The organism is Bradyrhizobium sp. S3.12.5 (assembly GCF_040548225.1).
Classification (GTDB): domain Bacteria; phylum Pseudomonadota; class Alphaproteobacteria; order Rhizobiales; family Xanthobacteraceae; genus Bradyrhizobium; species Bradyrhizobium cytisi.
In genome coordinates this window covers 18,139-34,124 of sequence record NZ_JBEPRF010000031.1, presented here as the reverse complement: position 1 = coordinate 34,124, position 15,986 = coordinate 18,139, and the positions used below count along the sequence as shown (strand labels likewise).

General features: G+C 60.2%; 12 protein-coding genes, 5 pseudogenes and 1 riboswitch. Of the genes and pseudogenes, 8 read left to right on the top strand and 9 right to left on the bottom strand.

From position 1 onward, the window contains the following. Nucleotides 1–49: 49 nt before the first annotated feature. The 6 genes and pseudogenes from ABIC09_RS33240 to ABIC09_RS33215 all read right to left on the bottom strand — a co-directional run bounded on the left by ABIC09_RS33240 (nucleotide 50) and on the right by ABIC09_RS33215 (nucleotide 4,331). A pseudogene (locus ABIC09_RS33240) lies at nucleotides 50–733 on the bottom strand (helix-turn-helix domain-containing protein). Nucleotides 734–870: 137 nt separating this feature from the next. Continuing rightward, nucleotides 871–1,230 carry a hypothetical protein gene (locus tag ABIC09_RS33235; RefSeq protein ID WP_354111899.1) on the bottom strand — a complete coding sequence of 120 codons (360 nt, stop codon included), beginning with the start codon at nucleotides 1,228–1,230 and terminating at the stop codon, nucleotides 871–873. A 415-nt stretch (nucleotides 1,231–1,645) separates the two neighbouring features. Next, nucleotides 1,646–2,152, bottom strand: a complete 507-nt coding sequence (locus ABIC09_RS33230; RefSeq protein ID WP_354111950.1) for a hypothetical protein — start codon at nucleotides 2,150–2,152, stop codon at nucleotides 1,646–1,648. Nucleotides 2,153–2,168: 16 nt separating this feature from the next. Further along, on the bottom strand, nucleotides 2,169–2,348 hold the full coding sequence (locus tag ABIC09_RS33225; RefSeq protein ID WP_354111898.1) for a hypothetical protein: 180 nt from the start codon (nucleotides 2,346–2,348) through the stop codon (nucleotides 2,169–2,171). A gap of 75 nt (nucleotides 2,349–2,423) precedes the next feature. Continuing rightward, nucleotides 2,424–3,779, bottom strand: a complete 1,356-nt coding sequence (gene hemN, locus ABIC09_RS33220) for an oxygen-independent coproporphyrinogen III oxidase (RefSeq protein WP_354111897.1) — start codon at nucleotides 3,777–3,779, stop codon at nucleotides 2,424–2,426. A 66-nt stretch (nucleotides 3,780–3,845) separates the two neighbouring features. After that, nucleotides 3,846–4,331 carry an SUMF1/EgtB/PvdO family nonheme iron enzyme gene (locus ABIC09_RS33215; protein WP_354111896.1) on the bottom strand — a complete coding sequence of 162 codons (486 nt, stop codon included), beginning with the start codon at nucleotides 4,329–4,331 and terminating at the stop codon, nucleotides 3,846–3,848. Between the two features lie 684 nt (nucleotides 4,332–5,015). Here ABIC09_RS33215 and ABIC09_RS33210 point away from each other — a divergent pair. Next, a complete protein-coding gene (locus ABIC09_RS33210; protein WP_354111895.1) occupies nucleotides 5,016–5,810 on the top strand; it encodes a hypothetical protein in 795 nt (264 codons plus the stop codon). 448 nt (nucleotides 5,811–6,258) lie between these two features. Then, nucleotides 6,259–6,702 carry a hypothetical protein gene (locus tag ABIC09_RS33205; protein WP_354111894.1) on the top strand — a complete coding sequence of 148 codons (444 nt, stop codon included), beginning with the start codon at nucleotides 6,259–6,261 and terminating at the stop codon, nucleotides 6,700–6,702. A 214-nt stretch (nucleotides 6,703–6,916) separates the two neighbouring features. Here the strand turns inward: ABIC09_RS33205 and ABIC09_RS33200 are convergent. Further along, nucleotides 6,917–7,003, bottom strand: a pseudogene (locus tag ABIC09_RS33200) (ABC transporter ATP-binding protein); the annotation flags it as partial. A gap of 1,064 nt (nucleotides 7,004–8,067) precedes the next feature. On the opposite strand from ABIC09_RS33200, the gene ABIC09_RS33195 reads away from it, so the two are divergent. The 3 genes and pseudogenes from ABIC09_RS33195 to metE form a co-directional block, all read left to right on the top strand. Then, on the top strand, nucleotides 8,068–9,282 hold the full coding sequence (locus tag ABIC09_RS33195) for an EAL domain-containing response regulator (protein WP_354111893.1): 1,215 nt from the start codon (nucleotides 8,068–8,070) through the stop codon (nucleotides 9,280–9,282). A 598-nt stretch (nucleotides 9,283–9,880) separates the two neighbouring features. Then, nucleotides 9,881–10,084, top strand: coding sequence for a 4Fe-4S binding protein (locus tag ABIC09_RS33190; RefSeq protein ID WP_247804211.1), 204 nt, complete (start codon nucleotides 9,881–9,883; stop codon nucleotides 10,082–10,084). 129 nt (nucleotides 10,085–10,213) lie between these two features. Next, nucleotides 10,214–10,407: riboswitch (cobalamin riboswitch) on the top strand. A gap of 101 nt (nucleotides 10,408–10,508) precedes the next feature. After that, nucleotides 10,509–12,816: pseudogene (gene metE, locus ABIC09_RS33185) on the top strand (5-methyltetrahydropteroyltriglutamate--homocysteine S-methyltransferase); the annotation flags it as partial. A gap of 242 nt (nucleotides 12,817–13,058) precedes the next feature. On the opposite strand, the gene ABIC09_RS33180 reads toward metE, so the two are convergent. Continuing rightward, nucleotides 13,059–13,316 (bottom strand): hypothetical protein, encoded by a 258-nt coding sequence (locus ABIC09_RS33180; RefSeq protein WP_354111892.1) that lies wholly within the window; start codon nucleotides 13,314–13,316, stop codon nucleotides 13,059–13,061. 235 nt (nucleotides 13,317–13,551) lie between these two features. Beyond that, nucleotides 13,552–13,867: pseudogene (locus ABIC09_RS33175) on the bottom strand (hypothetical protein); the annotation flags it as partial. On the opposite strand from ABIC09_RS33175, the pseudogene ABIC09_RS33170 reads away from it, so the two are divergent. The 3 genes and pseudogenes from ABIC09_RS33170 to ABIC09_RS33160 all read left to right on the top strand — a co-directional run. Continuing rightward, nucleotides 13,856–14,252 (top strand): annotated as a pseudogene (locus tag ABIC09_RS33170) (tyrosine-type recombinase/integrase); the annotation flags it as partial. The pseudogenes ABIC09_RS33175 and ABIC09_RS33170 sit on opposite strands and share 12 nt — an antisense overlap. Nucleotides 14,253–14,336: 84 nt before the next feature. Further along, nucleotides 14,337–14,924, top strand: coding sequence for a DUF4337 domain-containing protein (locus ABIC09_RS33165; protein WP_354111891.1), 588 nt, complete (start codon nucleotides 14,337–14,339; stop codon nucleotides 14,922–14,924). Between the two features lie 215 nt (nucleotides 14,925–15,139). Then, nucleotides 15,140–15,891, top strand: a protein-coding gene (locus ABIC09_RS33160) for an IS5 family transposase (RefSeq protein ID WP_354111890.1) whose coding sequence is annotated in 2 segments (ribosomal slippage) — nucleotides 15,140–15,470 and nucleotides 15,470–15,891 — 753 coding nt in all. Because the reading frame shifts where the segments join, the coding sequence is not laid out codon by codon here. Nucleotides 15,892–15,986: the final 95 nt, after the last annotated feature.

Genomic DNA, 15,986 nt, shown 5'->3' with positions numbered 1-15,986 from the left:
ATTGATGCGAACGAAATCAGCTTAACTGAACGAATGGGCGTGGCGGCAGTCAGGCGTTCGTGTCGCGCAGATGCTTGCGAATACGCAGCACGATCTGGCGCGCTCCAGAGAAGCCGAGAACGCCTTCGATGTGAAGCTGAGACGGGGCGCGCGAAACCGTCTCCAGGGTGAGCCCGAGATAGTCGCCGATGTCCCGGCGGCACATCGGAAGCGCCATCAGCCCGGCGCCGGCGGTCCTGGAATCCATCTCGAGTAGGAAGGTCGCGAATCCTCTCCAGAGCGTTCTTGCGGCCGAGCAGCAGCATGTGGTCCTCCGCGTGCTTCAGCTCGCCGGCTGTCAGGCTCCAGAGCTTGCGCGCGACCTGAATGTCGGCGTTGGCTGCCTTGTCCAGGCTTGCCCGGTTCACTAGGCGCCCCCAGGTGTGAATGATCGCTTCGGCGCTGAGACGATGGGCGGCGCCGGATTCAAGCCCGAACACGTCGCCCGGCAGAGCGAAGGCACCGATCTGACGACGGCCAAGGACAGGAGCTTGTAGCTCCGGACGGCGCCGGAGACGACCTGATAGATATATTCGGAGGGCTCGCCCTCGCCGAAGATCTCTTCGTCCTTGCCCTATGCGAATTCGCTGGCGACGAGCGCCGGCTGGCCGACCAACCCGCCGAATGCACTGGACGGCACAGACGGGCAGCGGTTCGAGGAAGCCCGGGTGGCGTTGAGTGTGGCCGCAAGCATCTTCCATCTCCTTTTCGATGGCTCGATGATGCGGGAAACTGCGACACCATAGAATTCGGTATCTTCGCTTAGGGGAACTTACGTACCGTAGATCTACGGAATCCCAGTCACTCGGGTCGGTCGCTCTCCAGGTCGCTTCAAAGCGCTTGCATTGTCGCAGCGTTGAGGCAGTAACCTTCCAAGTCTCTGGTCTCCACCCCGATCTCAATATCGTTGTTGCACTGAACCTTCCGTTCGCATTGGCTGCAGACCCGCTCCATGTCGCGCATCACTGCCGGCTTCGATCGCGAGACGTCCGCCTCGTCGATGCCGAGAACCTTCAGTAGGCTGGACAATTCGTCAGCCGCATGCGTTCCTTGATGGACCAGCGTATCGAGGTCTGCAGGCGCGACGCGCAGATCGCGCGCTATTTTATCCAATGTGCCGCTATCGAGTTGACGCAACTCAAGGATTTCACGGCGACCTGAGCCAGTCGGCGAAAATGTCCAGCCGAGCATCGAGTATGGGGTCGGTCTTCTCAACGTTCTATGTGATCCGCTCGCAATTCGGGTGTCCTGCTGTCGTATCAAGCCATCGGCGGAAGTTGTTGCGCCAGCGAAATATCCTTCGAGCGAGTCTCAGCCCTCCGCGATCGTAAGATTTCTGCGCCCGGCCATGGAGCGCATGGAACCAAAATGTCGCCCAACGCTTGCCTCGGGCTCACCTTCCCCCGATAGACGAAAGCCGATCGGACCTCCTGATCGGCCGCATCCGCAAGCTCCCGCTGCAACGGTCTGCCGCATCCCCGAGGAAGCAAAGGCCGGCAGCCCGGTCACAAGGGCCTGCATGGCCTTGCTGAACGCTTCGTCATAGGAATCGACCCCACGACAGTGTGCATCACTTCTTGCAGCATGTAGCCGCGAACGAGGCTCCTCAGCATGATAAGGCGTTCTCGACGGCTTCGCCGCACAGCCCGCATTCGGCGAGGACCACTGTCATCAGGGCATGCAGGCTTCGATCAACCTGGTGCCATTCGGGAAATCCGGCGGCGGTCCAGAACGACGCGGCAGATAGAGGCGGCCTTTCAAGCGCGTAGGAGCGCATCGCGCGGGCGATTGCTATCATGGCGTCTTCGGCGATTCTTTTTGCGCGAGCCTCCCATAACCGCGGCAGCAATTCCCGGTAACCCTTGACGGCAAGAAAACGGCGCATCTCGGCGAACGTTTCGCGCCTGTCGCCCGTGCAAACCTCGATCTCCTGGGCGAGATCTTTCGCCAGCTTCCGGTCCCAGGCGCTCGCGAGTAGCCCCAGCGGCTGCTGATCCTGCTCACCGACGGCAAGCCGAACGATGTCGATCACGACGAAGGGCGCTTCGCCATCGAGGACACGCGCAAGGCGGTGCAGGAGGCGAGGCGCCTCGGCACAGCCATATTCCGGCATCCTGTCGCGATGGAGCTTAACCTTGCAGCCAAAACTCTATCGTCATCTCGACACATCGTGTGCCGCCACGCCTGCGGTTGATCGGGTTGCGCACGGAGAGCGACCATGGAGTTGCAGCGCGGATATGCAGCTGAGAGCTTTCAAGCAAATATCCGACGCCGATAGGTGCCGGATACGCGAGCTCGTAGAGCAGCAAGTGCCCTCCGACTGCTCGGTGAGACCGAGCGGGAACCGAAGGACGCAGCCTGGTTTGGGCACTCGGCGAAGCGCTTCAAACTCCGCGGCTGTTGACAGCCGCAGATCGGGCCAGATGAGCATCGAATGCGGATGCCACGCTGCGTACCAGAAACTCCGCGCCATCCGGGACGAACAGTCGCTCCTCGCCTTCCATTGTCACTGCGCCGTCCGCGATGAGGCCCTCTAGACGGGACCGATCGACGATGGCCGTCTCCGGGGCGCAGCCATGGGAACGAGCAATCTTCGACAGATCGACTGCCATGTCGCACATCACCCGCTCAATCAAATCGGCCCGGAAGCGGTCGTCAGCCGTGAAAGCGCAGCCCTTCGCCGTGGCGAGCCGGTCCTCGGCGATGCGCGCCAGGTAGTCGCGGGTCGCCACGACATTCTGTACGAATCCTTGCGGCATCCGACCGATGGCGCTTGCGCCGAGCCCGATGAGCGTTTCTACGGCGTCGTCGGTGTAGCCCTGGAAGTTCCGGCGCAGCCGCCCCTCGTGCTTCGCCGCGGCGAGACTGTCGTTGGGCAGGGCAAAGTGGTCGAAGCCGATGCGCACGTAGCCGGCGTCAACGAGCGCCTGCGCGATCGCTTCGGATTGCAGGTGCCGCTCGATGCTGGCGGGAAGGGCGTCTTCATCAATCTTCCGCTGATGCTTCTTGAACGACGGAACGTGTGCGTAACCGAACACCGAGAAGCGATCCGGACGAAGTTCGATGCATTTGGCGACCGTGTCCAAGCACGATTGTACCGTTTGAAGCGGCAGACCGTAGAGAAGATCGAAGTTAAGCCGGCCAACCCCGGAACGCCTCAGTTGCTCGACACCCTTAGCGGTCTGCTCGAAGCTCTGCAGACGGTTGATGGCGCGCTGCACAGCCGGGTCGAAACTTTGTACGCCGAGACTGGCGCGGGTGACCCCGCTGTAGCCCAGGGCCTCGGCCATTGCCTCCGTCAGGGTGCGCGGATCGATCTCCACGGCGAGTTCGGCGTCGGGCAGCACGAAGTAGGAGTAGCGGAGCGCGCCGACGAGATCCGCAAAGGCCCCGGGCGTCATGATTGTTGGTGTGCCGCCGCCGAAATGAATATGGGAGATCGGCAGGCGGTGACCGATGGTTTGGGCGACGAGGTGCGCCTCGGTGCGCAGGCCCGAGGTGTAGACGGCAATCGGATCGTCCTTCTTCGTGACCGAGGTGTGACAGTCGCAATAACAGCACATGGACCGGCAGAAGGGGACGTGCAGGTAGATCGATGCGGATTTCCGGGGCGAAAGCGACTTCAGCCAATTTCGATAGTCGGCTTCCCCGGTGGCCGGAGAAAAATGTGGTACGGGAGGGTAGCTCGTGTAGTGGGGGAGCCTGTCCTGTCCGTACGAGTGCGCCAGATCGGATCGCATTCTCTGTCTCCTTCTGATCCGGATTGCTTACCGGCATCGTGAGAGAAGGACCTTGCTCTGGCGCAATTAGATCGATGCTGGATCAGCTTCTCCCGAGCAAGGTGGAGATGCTGCGGGCAATGCCGGCAACGGCGGGGCTCCGATGGCTCGATGACGAGCCGGAAGCCAAGATTGGGGCGGAACGTCCGCCGCGCAGCTCCCCGTTTTGGCATCGCGGATGAAGTCGATCATGTAGGCGCGATGGGCGCCTTCCACGACGCGCACGCCGCAGTTGGGGTTCGTGATGCGCTCGCGGCCGTCATGGAGGGCGGCGCAAGTCTCGGTCCATTCCCGGGCGTTGCCGCCAAGATCGTCCAGTTCTTTGCTGTTGGTGCCAAACGCGCCGCCCGACTGGGGGTCGCAGCCTGTGGACGATCCCGAGAAGATTCGGCATCGTAGCGGACGAGATCGAGTCCTGCGCGGGGTCGGACGGGCCAACGAGTGGCAAGACCTCGTCGCGCGCCTTCTAGCCGGCGGCGAAGGCAGCCAATCCGCTGCGAATCGCAAGGGCACATGAGACCCCCTTGGTGCTTGGCCGATCTGCACCTTCCTGAATCTCGGGAGCAGAACCGCAACGGTGGTCACGCCCGGAATGGGCCGGGCACTCCCTGGCTAACCCGATCGAGCGCGTGGCAGACGGCGCGCTATGGCTCACCGAGCCGCAGCCAGCGTCCTGCGGATGGTTTTTGTGGCGCGTCCAATCCCCGCGCCAAACGAAGGAGCGGTTGACCAAAGTAGCCGGCAGGCAAGGCCGAGATCGCGCGATCGGTGCACTGCATCAAACTCTGCACGTCAGGAGCGAGCGGGGGAAAATCGACCACAGCGAGCGCTGGGCCATTGTTTCTCGCCAGGATGCGGTCGGTATCAGGCTTTGGGCAAAATCACTTTTTTTGGGGGCCAGATGTGGAAGGGGCTTCAGCGCCGCTTTTATTCGACCATGTACTTTCTCGGTAAGTCGCCGCCGGCATCTGCCGAGATTGACGCAGCGTTCGAAAAGCTAGAGCGGGAAACGGTCGTCCCGGCCGACGATCCATTGTGCGACTGTCAGGTGATCGCGGGGCGCACCACCATCGAATGCAAGACACGGAGAACGTCAGTCTGTGAGGCGATGGGTGAGATCAGGGTCGACGTCAATACGGTGCCGCACAAAGTGGGCTTCTGTGCCAGTTTGCGGGAGGGCGCGAGGCGAGGGAGATAGTGCGACAGCGGACCGTCTGCCTCTGGGTATTGTTTTCTGGCGTTTGGCTCTCTGGATGTGCCACGGCGGTTCCTAACTTCGACATTCCGGTCGATCAAAATGGACCGACGATACATTCCATCTCGCGTCGCGTAAGCTGCGAGCTGGTCCAGCTGATCGAGCGGGGCGACGCGATCTCAGATGCTCTGCTTGGTGACGACGTGGAGGTCGCTGTTCAGTTGAACCTGACTGTCAACGATACGGGAGGCCTCAGCCCGTCGCTGACTTATGCCAATGCGCCCTTTGCGTTCAGTCTGGGCAGAACGCTCAGCCAATCGCGGGAGCAAAATTTCACGCAGAAGTTCTATTACTCGACGCGGGCGCTGTGGAAAGAGGCCGAGGCCGTGAGGAGGGCGGACGGCAGTCTGGCGGAATGCTGGCCGATTGATACAAATCTCGCGGGTGAGCTGGGTCTGAAGAGAACCGTCGAGCTTGCCTTTACCTCGCAACATGTTGATTGGGGTAAGAAGCTTTCCGATGACGGCGGTGTCTTCGGAAGGTACGTCAATTTCGTCGTGACGAAAAATGTAAACGGCGGGCCGACCTGGACGCTGACCAGCTTTATCGGACCTGGGAGCAATCTTGGGTCCTTCTCCGAAGTCAACACTGACAAACTGACGTTTGCGTTTGCGCGCGGCGACACGGCCGGAACACCATTCCGGACGTCTGGCAGAGCGAAGGCGGATCGGCTCATCGAGCAGATCAACATTAATCAACTTACAACGCAGTTGTCGGGAGTCCGCCCGCTGAGATGATGTCATTGCGCAGGGTACGTCAATGAATGAGATCTTTTTTACTTCAAAGGGGCCGCGGAGGGGGTCGCAAGTTCGGCAAGTCCGGGGCGGAACGCATGTACGCCAGACCGATCGGGGTTGGGAATTACGAACATTCCGGACCGACGCGTGGACATCCATCGACCACGAGGCCGCGGTCGAAGTGGCGGCGGCGCCGGGAGGATGGCAGTCGTGGTCTAGCTGGACAAACCGGTCTGCACAGCCAATCGCCTCATTTGTGGCGCGATGGACGGTGCCCGCACCTCCAGCCGTCGCGAATGGTCAGACGATTTACTTATTCAGCGGACTGCAGGATGCAGCCGGCGATCATATCGTTCAGCCGGTGCTCCAATGGGGGCCATCTCCGGCTCGCGGCAGCACCAATGCGTGGGGGCTCGCGAGCTTTTGGGTCGGAGGCCAGAACGATCTGATGTTTACGACGCACTGGGAAGAGGTCGCTCCGGGCACGGTCGTGATCGGTCGCATGACGCTTACGGCGCAAAACAATGGGCTATTCAGCTGCACAGCTGAATTTGATGGCTATCCTGCCACGCAACTGACGTCCGAGAACCTTCCGGCCATGGTCGATTGCGTATTAACTTTGGAAGCATACGGTACGGGACCCAATGCGCCTTATCCTGAAGTCTCAGTCACGGAATTCAGTGCAATATCAATTGCCCCGGACTTCGTGGCGGCAAATGTGCGGTGGGCGGCGAGTGGAGGAGCGGTGATAAAGCGGGACGGTGTACCGAGGCTTGTATCGATGTCGCCTATCCGGTGGCCGGCGCATAATGAGGACCGCTTTGCGGATTTCGACACGAGCGACCGTCGGGCAAAACGGCTGTTCGTCAGCGGCGAGAATGCGCGGCCCTGACACGATCACGGCTCAGGCGACGCGAGCAAGTTCTCGGCGTTCCCACTGAGCTAGGCGATAAAGTCAAGCCGGCGCCGACCTGAAGGGTCTTAAGCTCGGGATCACGGCGCCGGGGTTATCGACCGACACCATGGCGCGTTACTACATCAAGAAATCAGGATTGGGCCCGCGCGATGTGAACATCATCGCAGTCGGCAGCGGCGCTCCAGGCTTGGATCAGCGTCTGGGCCATCGCGACACGCTTGCGCTGCCCGCCGGACAATTGATGCGGATAGCGCTCCTCGAACCCTTTCAGGCCGACTTATCTTCAAACCCTTCGGCCAGCCGTCGTATTCGATGATCAGAGACCAAGCGCCGTCAGGGCCGGATAGCTATCCGGAGGCAACGCAACCTCAATCATCTGCCAGCACCGGGCTTCGCCTCCGCATGTACCGCCTCGAGCAAATGCCGACCGTGGTGAGAGCTTCGGAAGTCGCGGGAAATCCATACCTGAAGCACACCGTACGCTCCAGCTGCTTCTCACGGCCTGTACGGCGGAGATGGTGGCGACCCCTACAATCTGCCGTGTGGCTTGTTGCTCGATGACAAAAATGTAGACCTTGTCGGGATCCTGAATCAGGCGACAAGGCCGCCTGCTTCGCGTCTTCAAGGCTGAACTCTGGTCCGGGGCCACCTAGTTCGGAAAGTAGCTTTTCGACCGCTTCTGCGATCGTGTCCTCATCTCCCGGCCGGCCTTTGCGCATAGCCGTGCCCGCGTGGAGCAGGCCTTGCGCTTCAGCGCCAATACGAACACCCGCCGCGTTAGCCCCTCTTGAGGAAAGTCATCGTCAGAAAGATACAGAAAACGCAATTGAGAGCAACTATCAACCTCGGTAGGGAATAGGACCTCCGCACTCGGTATAAGCAACACAGGTGAAGAAAGTGCAAGCTGTTGCCGTTCTCAGAATCGACTGCGACTTGATCAGCTGAGAACTCGTTGTGGACTTTCTTCGATTGGAACATAAATCCACCAGACCGTACATTCGCGCGTGGACAGCCCAAGCGATTGCCGACCGTCGCTCACGAGCGGCTCCATGCTGTAGACCTTGCACCATGATATTCGCCGCGGCCATAGGCGCATCAGCTCGGCGCGTCGGAATGTGAGATGCCCCAAGTCGCGTGCGTCACCCGTACAAAGTTGCGCGAAGTCCACCAGGTGTCATACGCGTGCGCCGACAAAATCGTGTGAACAACATCGCGAAAGATTTTGCACGCTAATGCACCATCTTAAGCTTACCTCGAAGAATCGAAAGATAATGCCAAGCACAGCTTGTTTGGACCTTCGCTCCTCGTTTAAGGGACCATCACGGAACGGGAGTGGTTGCGATGGGGCATGGGCAGGCCGAACTTGTCGGACGAAAACCTGTAATCTTCGGGCACCGTAAGGTGCGGCCGCGAGCGTGCGTGGCGGTCGGAAAGCGGCATCTGCGCGCCTTTCTTCGGGATGTGCTGGAGGGTATGGGGTTTGTTATCAGCGAATGCGGCACTGCTGACGAGTTGTCGCACGTACTCTGCACGGAGTTCCCTGATCTGATCCTGCTCGGCATTGGCTCGGATCGCATCGAGCCTGGACGATTGCTCGAGATACTCGTACGCGAAGAATTTGCGGGCAAAGTGCTGGCGTTCGGCGCCCGCGAGTCGATCATCATCACGGCAGTGCAACAGGTCGGGGGCGAATATGGACTTGCTATGCTGCCGCCACTGAGAACGCCGTTTGCAGCTGAGACGTTGCGCGATCGGGTCGCCATGCTCTTGCCCAGAGAGCCGGCGCCCCGTCCGGCGGTCCATGTCGGAGAAGCCTTACACGCTGGCTGGCTTGAGCTCTGGTATGAGCCGAAGTTTGACGCGTGTACCCTCAGCCGCCGCGGCGCCGAGGCGCTTGTGCGAATGCGGCACCCGACCTGGGGCGTTGTTCCACCGGCCTATTTCATCCCGGAGCCTCACGATCCGCATTTTAGGGAGTTGTCGCAGTTCGTGATCGACCGCGCCATCAAGGATTGGCACTATCTTCTGGAGCACCAAACTTCCATCGATCTCTCCGTCAATCTGCCGGCCGCATTCCTGATTGACCCGCAGGCGGTACGTGATCTCTGTCAGCGCATGCCGTCGCACCCGGATTTCGGCGGCTTGACGATTGAAATCGAGAGCAAGGAGGCCATCCAGAACCTAGATCTCCTGATCGAGGTCGCGCGTGAGGTTCGCTTTCACAACATTGGCTTTGCAATCGACAATGTCGGCACCAATTGGCCGCAGCTCATGGGGGTGGAAAAATTCCCGTTCATGAAGTTGAAAGTGGAACGGCAGTTCATCGCTGGTTGCGGAAATGGGGCCCTGAAGCGAACCGTGTGCCGCCATATCGTTGATCTAGCCAAAGAGTACAGTGTGCGCACTGTCGCCGAAGGTGTGGAGAGCGAGGCCGACCTGATTGCTGTGACCGAACTCGGCTTCGACCTTGCGCAGGGCCATCTGTTCGGAAAGGCCATGCCGCTGAAGCAATTTGCACAATCATCCTTCAGCCCTTCTCCACTTCGTCCAAAATAGTTGCACGACAGGTGGCTAAGCACGGTCAGGCAAAGCGGACCAGCGCTCGTCCGCACTGCTGCGCCTAGTCGGTACCAGGCGTGCTGACAGGCGGTCACTTTGCAAAGCCAGCGTCGCTCCTCCCAGCGCAACTTCATTTCTCTCCGAAGCCACGCGTAGCGTTTTGTAGCACAGACTGTTCTTGGCCAGTCTCAGCCAGTTCCGCGGAGATAACGTTGCAGCCATCAGCGAGGTTTGCACAAAACCTCCGGTCAAGGCGTGTGACCGAAGGTCTGCCGAGATCCGGCGTAGACGCGCGTTGGCTCGCGGCTTTTAGTCGCGCCGCCGGTTCGTAATCGTCGAGCCTCGCTTGGTCCCGCGCTGCTGTGATAGACAAACCTGGCAGCGCGCAGCGGATGAGTCGCGAGTGGCTCTCGGAGTAGGGCCCGAGGGCTCGTATCGCTCGAAATTAAGGCGGCCTGTTGCTGTCGCAGACGCAACATGGTCTCAGACCCGGGCAGCACAATTGCGCGAATTGCCCAGCATTGAGCGCGTCCGTTTGGCACGGCCCTTGAAAGGGATCGCGAATGGCATCGTTCGCCCAAAGGAGTCGGAAGGTATGGCTTACAAGATCGTCGCTTCGCAATGTACGGTTTGCGGTGCATGTGAGTTCGAGTGTCCCAACGCGGCGATCAGCCTCAAGCGCGACATTTACGTTATCGACGCCAAGAAGTGTACGGAGTGCGAGGGCCATTGCGACACGCCGCAATGCGCGGTCGTCTGTCCGGTGCCTGACACCTGTGTCCCGTCTAAGACAGCATAACCAACCCGCGTCGAGAAACCTTCATCGCTCGATTTCGCCTAAGACCGTCATAGCCGACCTAGTACGGCTCGCAATGACTTGGGCAACACGCAGCCAGGCTCGGTGGGTTGACGCATCGAGCCCCGTCCGCAAAATGCCGGAAGTCGTGGTCTCCGGTTTGATCCGGAGCTAAGAGGGAAGCCGGTGTAATCCCGGCGCTGCCCCCGCAACTGTGAGCGGCGAGCCGCTGTCCAACGAAGTCACTGAAGCCAGGCGGCTTCGGGAAGGCCGGACAGCAGCGACGACCCGCGAGCCAGCAGACCTGCCTCGACAAGATATCGTCCACGGGCGGGGTGTCCCGGTGGTGCACCTAACAGCTGTCGCTCACGCGACATTCGCTGCACGCGTCCGCCATGGCCTTTGCCCCAATCATGGGGTCTAAGCTATGTCTATTCGTTCGCTTCCCGTTGCCACACTGGGGACGTCACGCATCGGCCCACGACGCGAGCTCAAGTTCGCGCTCGAGAGCTACTGGGCGGGAAAGTCCAGCGCAGCCGAGCTCCTCGAGGCGGGAAGTGGACTTCGTGCCGCGAATTGGGCACGGCAGAAATCCCGCGGCGCGACCGTCATTCCTTCGAATGACTTCTCGCTCTACGACCATGTGCTCGATACTAGCGTAATGGTCGGCGCCATTCCCGACGTATACGGCTGGACCGGCGGTCCTGTGTCGCGCAAGACCTACCTCACCATGGCATGTGGCGCTCAGGATGGTGGTCACGCTCAGCATGGGCCTGGCGTAGCCGCGCAGGAGATGACGAAGTGGTTCGATACCAACTACCACTACATGGTGCCGGAATTTCAACAGCATCAAATCCTTAGGTATTCCTCTCGAAAGCCGATCGAGGAGTATGAGGAGGCAAAAAGTCTCGGCTCCCAGGGTCCCGTCCTGGTTGGCCCAGTCACTTTCCTGAAGCTCGGCAAAAGCTCAAATCCAGCATTCAATCCGTTGTCGTTGCTCGATCGGCTCCTCCCAGTCTATGTCGATGTTCTCCGCGAACTAGCCTCGCGCGGTGCTGAATGGGTTCAGCTCGATGAGCCATTCCTAGTGATGGACCTGGATGAGGCATTTCGGGCGGCTGTCCGCCGGGCCTATGCTCATTTCGCAAAGGCCGTGCCGGCGCTTAAAATCATGCTGGCCACTTATTTCGGGGCCATCGGCGACAATCTTGAAACAACCTTGGCCTTGCCCGTTGCCGGGCTTCATTTGGACCTGGTTCGGGCGCCCGAGCAGTTGGACACAATTGTGGCCACCGCCCGTAGAGATCTCGTGGTCTCGTTAGGCGTCGTCGATGGGCGCAACGTGTGGCGCTCCAATCTTCCGTCGCTGCTCCGCCACTTGCCCCTCTGGTCAAAAACCTGGGCAGGGACTGTGTTCAGGTTGCTCCCTCCTGCTCGCTGCTTCATGTTCGATCGACATTGAGCTAGAGACCGATCTCGATCCCAATCTGAAGACGTGGCTGGCGTTCTCAGTTCAGAAGATCAAGGAACTTTCGATATTGGGCAAAGCGCTGGCCGGCCATGCTGTCGAGGTGGCCGATTCACTTGCGTTCTCGGAGGACGCCGCCGTCACGCGCGCAACATCCCCCACGATCCACAACGCGAACATCGCCGGACGAATGGCCGCGATCGACGATAGCATGCGTCGCAGTCGCAGCGCATTCACCCAGCGCGCCCACGTCCAGCGCGCCGCGTTCGCATTGCCGATGTTTCCAACGACAACCATAGGATCCTTCCCGCAAATGACCGACGTCCGGAATGCGCGTGCGGCTCATGCACGGGGAGCGCTGAATGACACGCAGTACGAGCACCTTCTGAAAGCGGAGACAGCCCGTACCGTGCAGCGGCGGGAAGATATCGGCCTGGACGTGCTCGTCCACGGTGAGTTCGAGCGCAATGACATGGTTCAATACTTTGGCGAGCAGCTGTTGGGCTTCGCTTTCACCAAGCACGGCTGGGTTCAGTCTTATGGCTCGCGGTACGTTCGTCCGCCTATTCTGTTCGGAGATGTCTCCCGGCCGAAGCCCATGACCGTTGAGTGGTGGCGCTATGCGCAGTCTCTGACCAAAAAACCCGTCAAAGCTATGCTGACCGGACCGGTGACGATCCTGAACTGTTCGTTCGTCCGTGACGACATCCCGCGGAGCGAGACATGCCGACAGATCGCTCTCGCGATCCGGGATGAGGTCATCGAGCTTGAGGCAGCCGGAGCGAGCATGATCCAGATCGATGAGGCTGCGTTGCGCGAGGGATCGCCGCTACGCAAATCGCAGTGGAAGAACTAGCTCGATTGGGCAGTGGACAGCTTCCGCGTTTGCTCCTCGGCGGTCGACGACCGAACTCAGATCCATACCCACATGTGCTATTCCGAGTTCAACGAAATCATCGATGCGATCGCAGCAATGGATGCCGACGTGATTTCAATTGAGACCTCGCGTTCTAAAATGGAATTGCTCGATGCCTTCCAGAGCTAGAAATATCCCAATGAGATCGGGCACGGCTTCTATGACATTCATTCACCGCGCATTGCCGCAGCGGCGGAGATCAAGCAGCTGATTATGTTGGCGCGGCAGCGAGTTTCCGATCGGCAGCTCTGGATCAATCCCGACTGCGGACTTGAAACGCGAAGGTGGGAGGAGGTGCGTCCCGTGCTCGTCAATATGGTGTCCGCCGCACGCAAGTTGCGGGCTGAGTCATGGTGGTGCGGAGCGTTTGGTCAACGCGTTTGTGAATACGCTTTGGGAGCTTGTGACGCCCGCGGGCTCCCAAGGATTCCAGCGCCCGGCAATGCCAGCGGGCGTTGGCGGAGACGGTAGCATACAGCTGGCGACAAGCTCGAGTCTCGATCCGACGGCCGACAGCATGCCGGCGATGCCGATCAGGTGACATGTTCCGTTGTCATTAACGCTGGACGCGAACCGCAGCCCGACTGTTTCATTTATCCATCGCGTGGATGCGTGCCATCACAACAATCAATTTTACCGCCCTTGCGGAATGTCATACGAAATTGGCGGCTTGGCACGATGCTCGGGAAAGGTAATCGAGCGCCGTTGGTGTTTGGCGGTGCCAAATGCTGCTGCGCCACGCAAACGGTGGCTTGAGTTTCAGGGCACGGCACCGAAACCGCTTGCGCGAAGGATCCCAGCTTGAGCAAGGCACTGCCTTGCCAACCGGACAGCGGGCGAGTGGTGGTCAAGTCCTGAGGTTTTCCCACAGGAGTGGAAGGCAAGCGGCTCCAGATTTCGTGCGGAGCGATATCCGCTCCTCGTTGCTTGACGGCGAATGCCCTCGCCGTAAATCGATCGCCGGTAGTCCTCCCTACCGACGAAAGCTGGTGCGATTCATAAAGCGGCGTCGCTCCAGCGTGACTTTCGCCCGGCCTCCCGAGGAGGCCGGGCTTTTTTGTGCCTTCACGAGATCAGTCATTGGCCTCATTGCAGGGCGCCGGGTTGTTGTCGCATCTGCGACGCCAACGTATGAGGCCGGTGCGTTGACCTATCTTCTATAGAAGGCTTTGGTGTGGTGTTCGTACGCCTGGGTAGTCTCGGATACTCGATCTTAGGCAGCCCGCCCGGTCAGCGAATTTAGAAACGCTACGATATCGTTCTCTTCCTCATCGCTAAGCTTGGCGCCGAGCTGGACTTCACTCATCAGGGCAACAGGTTGATTCCAAACCTGGCCCGAATGGAAGTAAGGGGCTCGCAAGGCGACGTTCCGCAACGGCGCCGCGCGGAAGACATATTCGTCGATGTCACCGGCAATGGCAACAAGACCCGAATGGTGCCGGTGCTGCAAAAACGTGTTGGCGCTGATCCACGAATATGTCGGGATGTGCCCGCATACGCTGCCGCCGGAAGGACCGATCTTCGTCGGCGCGCGCGGCGGTCCGTTGAGCCCGGGCATCATCCAGCTCGCGATGGAACGGCTGCGCGGCGCGCTTGGACTGCCCGACAGCGCCACGCCGCACGCGCTGCGGCATTCTTTCGCCACGCATCTGCTGTCGCGCGGCGGCGATCTACGCGCGATCCAGGAATTGCTCGGCCACTCCTCGCTCTCGACAACGCAGATCTACAGCGGCATCGATTCCGAGCGGCTGCTGGAAGTCTATGCGAGCGCGCATCCCCGGCGCTGACACACTGACGTCACAACTTGCTTGCCTCTTGCGTAGGCCGCGCGGTTCGGTCAAGGGTGGGGCATCGGGGCAGGAGGGGAAATCATGAGCGCACATGAAAGCATGGAGCATGCCGAGCATGCCGAGCACGCATCCGGCGAGAACAGGAAGATCGCCCTTCTGATCGCCGTGCTGGCACTGTTCCTGGCAATCTCGGAAATGCTCGGCAAGGGCGCCCAGACCGAATCGATCAGCAAGAACGTCGAGGCCTCGAATTTCTGGGCCTTCTTCCAGGCCAAGAACGCCCGCCGCACCGTGGTGCAGACCGCGGCCGAGGGAGCCAAGCTGATCACCACGCCAGACGATGCCACCAAGGCCGCGGTACAGAAGCAGATCGAGGACTGGCAGAAGACCGCGGCGCGCTACCGGTCCGAGCCCGAGACCGGCGAAGGCACCGAGCAGCTCGCCGAGAAGGCCAAGCATGCCGAGCATGAGCGCGACGAGACCACCGCGAAATATCATCACTTCGAGCTAGCCTCGGCCGTCTTCCAGATCGGCATCGTGCTGGCGTCGGCGACCATCATCACCGGCATAGTCGCGCTCGCTTATATCAGCGGCCTGCTGACGCTTGCCGGCCTCGTGATGACCATACTCGGCGCGTGGTGGCCGCATCTGCTGCATCTACACGGGTAGGGGCTTCGTACGAGGCGACAAGCTCGTCCCACAAACTCAGCTGTCATGCCCCGGCTTTGACCGGGGCATCCAGTACGCCGCGGCTTGTCCGTAACCAATTGACGTCTCTGGAATACTGGGCGGATTCAACCGGCCGTCGCAACACTTGTATGACTTACTAGGGTCTGTTTGGATTCAGGAGTCTCATCCGGGCTTGATTGTGATTCAAGCTTGGGATGCAGCGATTCGTTTTGACTGATGCCCAATGGGCGAAGATGGAGCCGCTTTGTCTCGGCAAGCCGGGCGATCCCGGCCGGAGCGGCAATAACAACCGGCTGTTTGTCGAAGCAGTGTTGTGGATCGCCCGTACGGGCAGCCCGTGGCGCGATCTGCCGCGCGCCTTCGGCAACTGGATGAGCGTGTACACGCGTTTCCGCGACTGGGCGAAGGCGGGCGTTTGGAAGCGTCTGTTCGACGCAGTCTCAGACGAGCCGGACATGGAATACGTCATGGTCGATGCCACCATCGTCAAGGTCCACCGCCACGGACAGGGCGCAAAAGGGGGACGCAAAACCAGGCCATCGGCCGCTCTAAAGGCGGTATGACCACCAAAATCCTGGCACTGACCGACGCGCTCGGCAATCTCGTGCGTTTCGTGCTGCTGCCCGGACAGCGTTTCGACACGGTCGGCGTCCCGCCGCTGATCGAAGGGCTGGCCTTCGATGCCCTGATCGCAGACAAGGCGTTCGACAGCAACGCCATCATCGCCGACCTCGACACACGCGGCGCCAAGGTCATCATCTCCCAGCACCCGCGGCGCGCAAAACCTCTCGCCATCGACCAGGAAATGTACAAATGGCGGCATCTGATCGAAAACTTCTTCTGCAAGCTCAAGGAATTCAAGCGGATCGCCATGCGTGCCGACAAAACTGACATCAGCTTCGGAGCAATGATCAACCTCACCGCCGCCGTGATAAATTCAAGATGAATCCAAACAGACCCTAGCCCATCTTATTCGCCAGAGGGCGCCTGAGAGGCTGGCGAGCGTGGTGTAAAGAGCTGATGCGGCGTAGGATTGGGTTG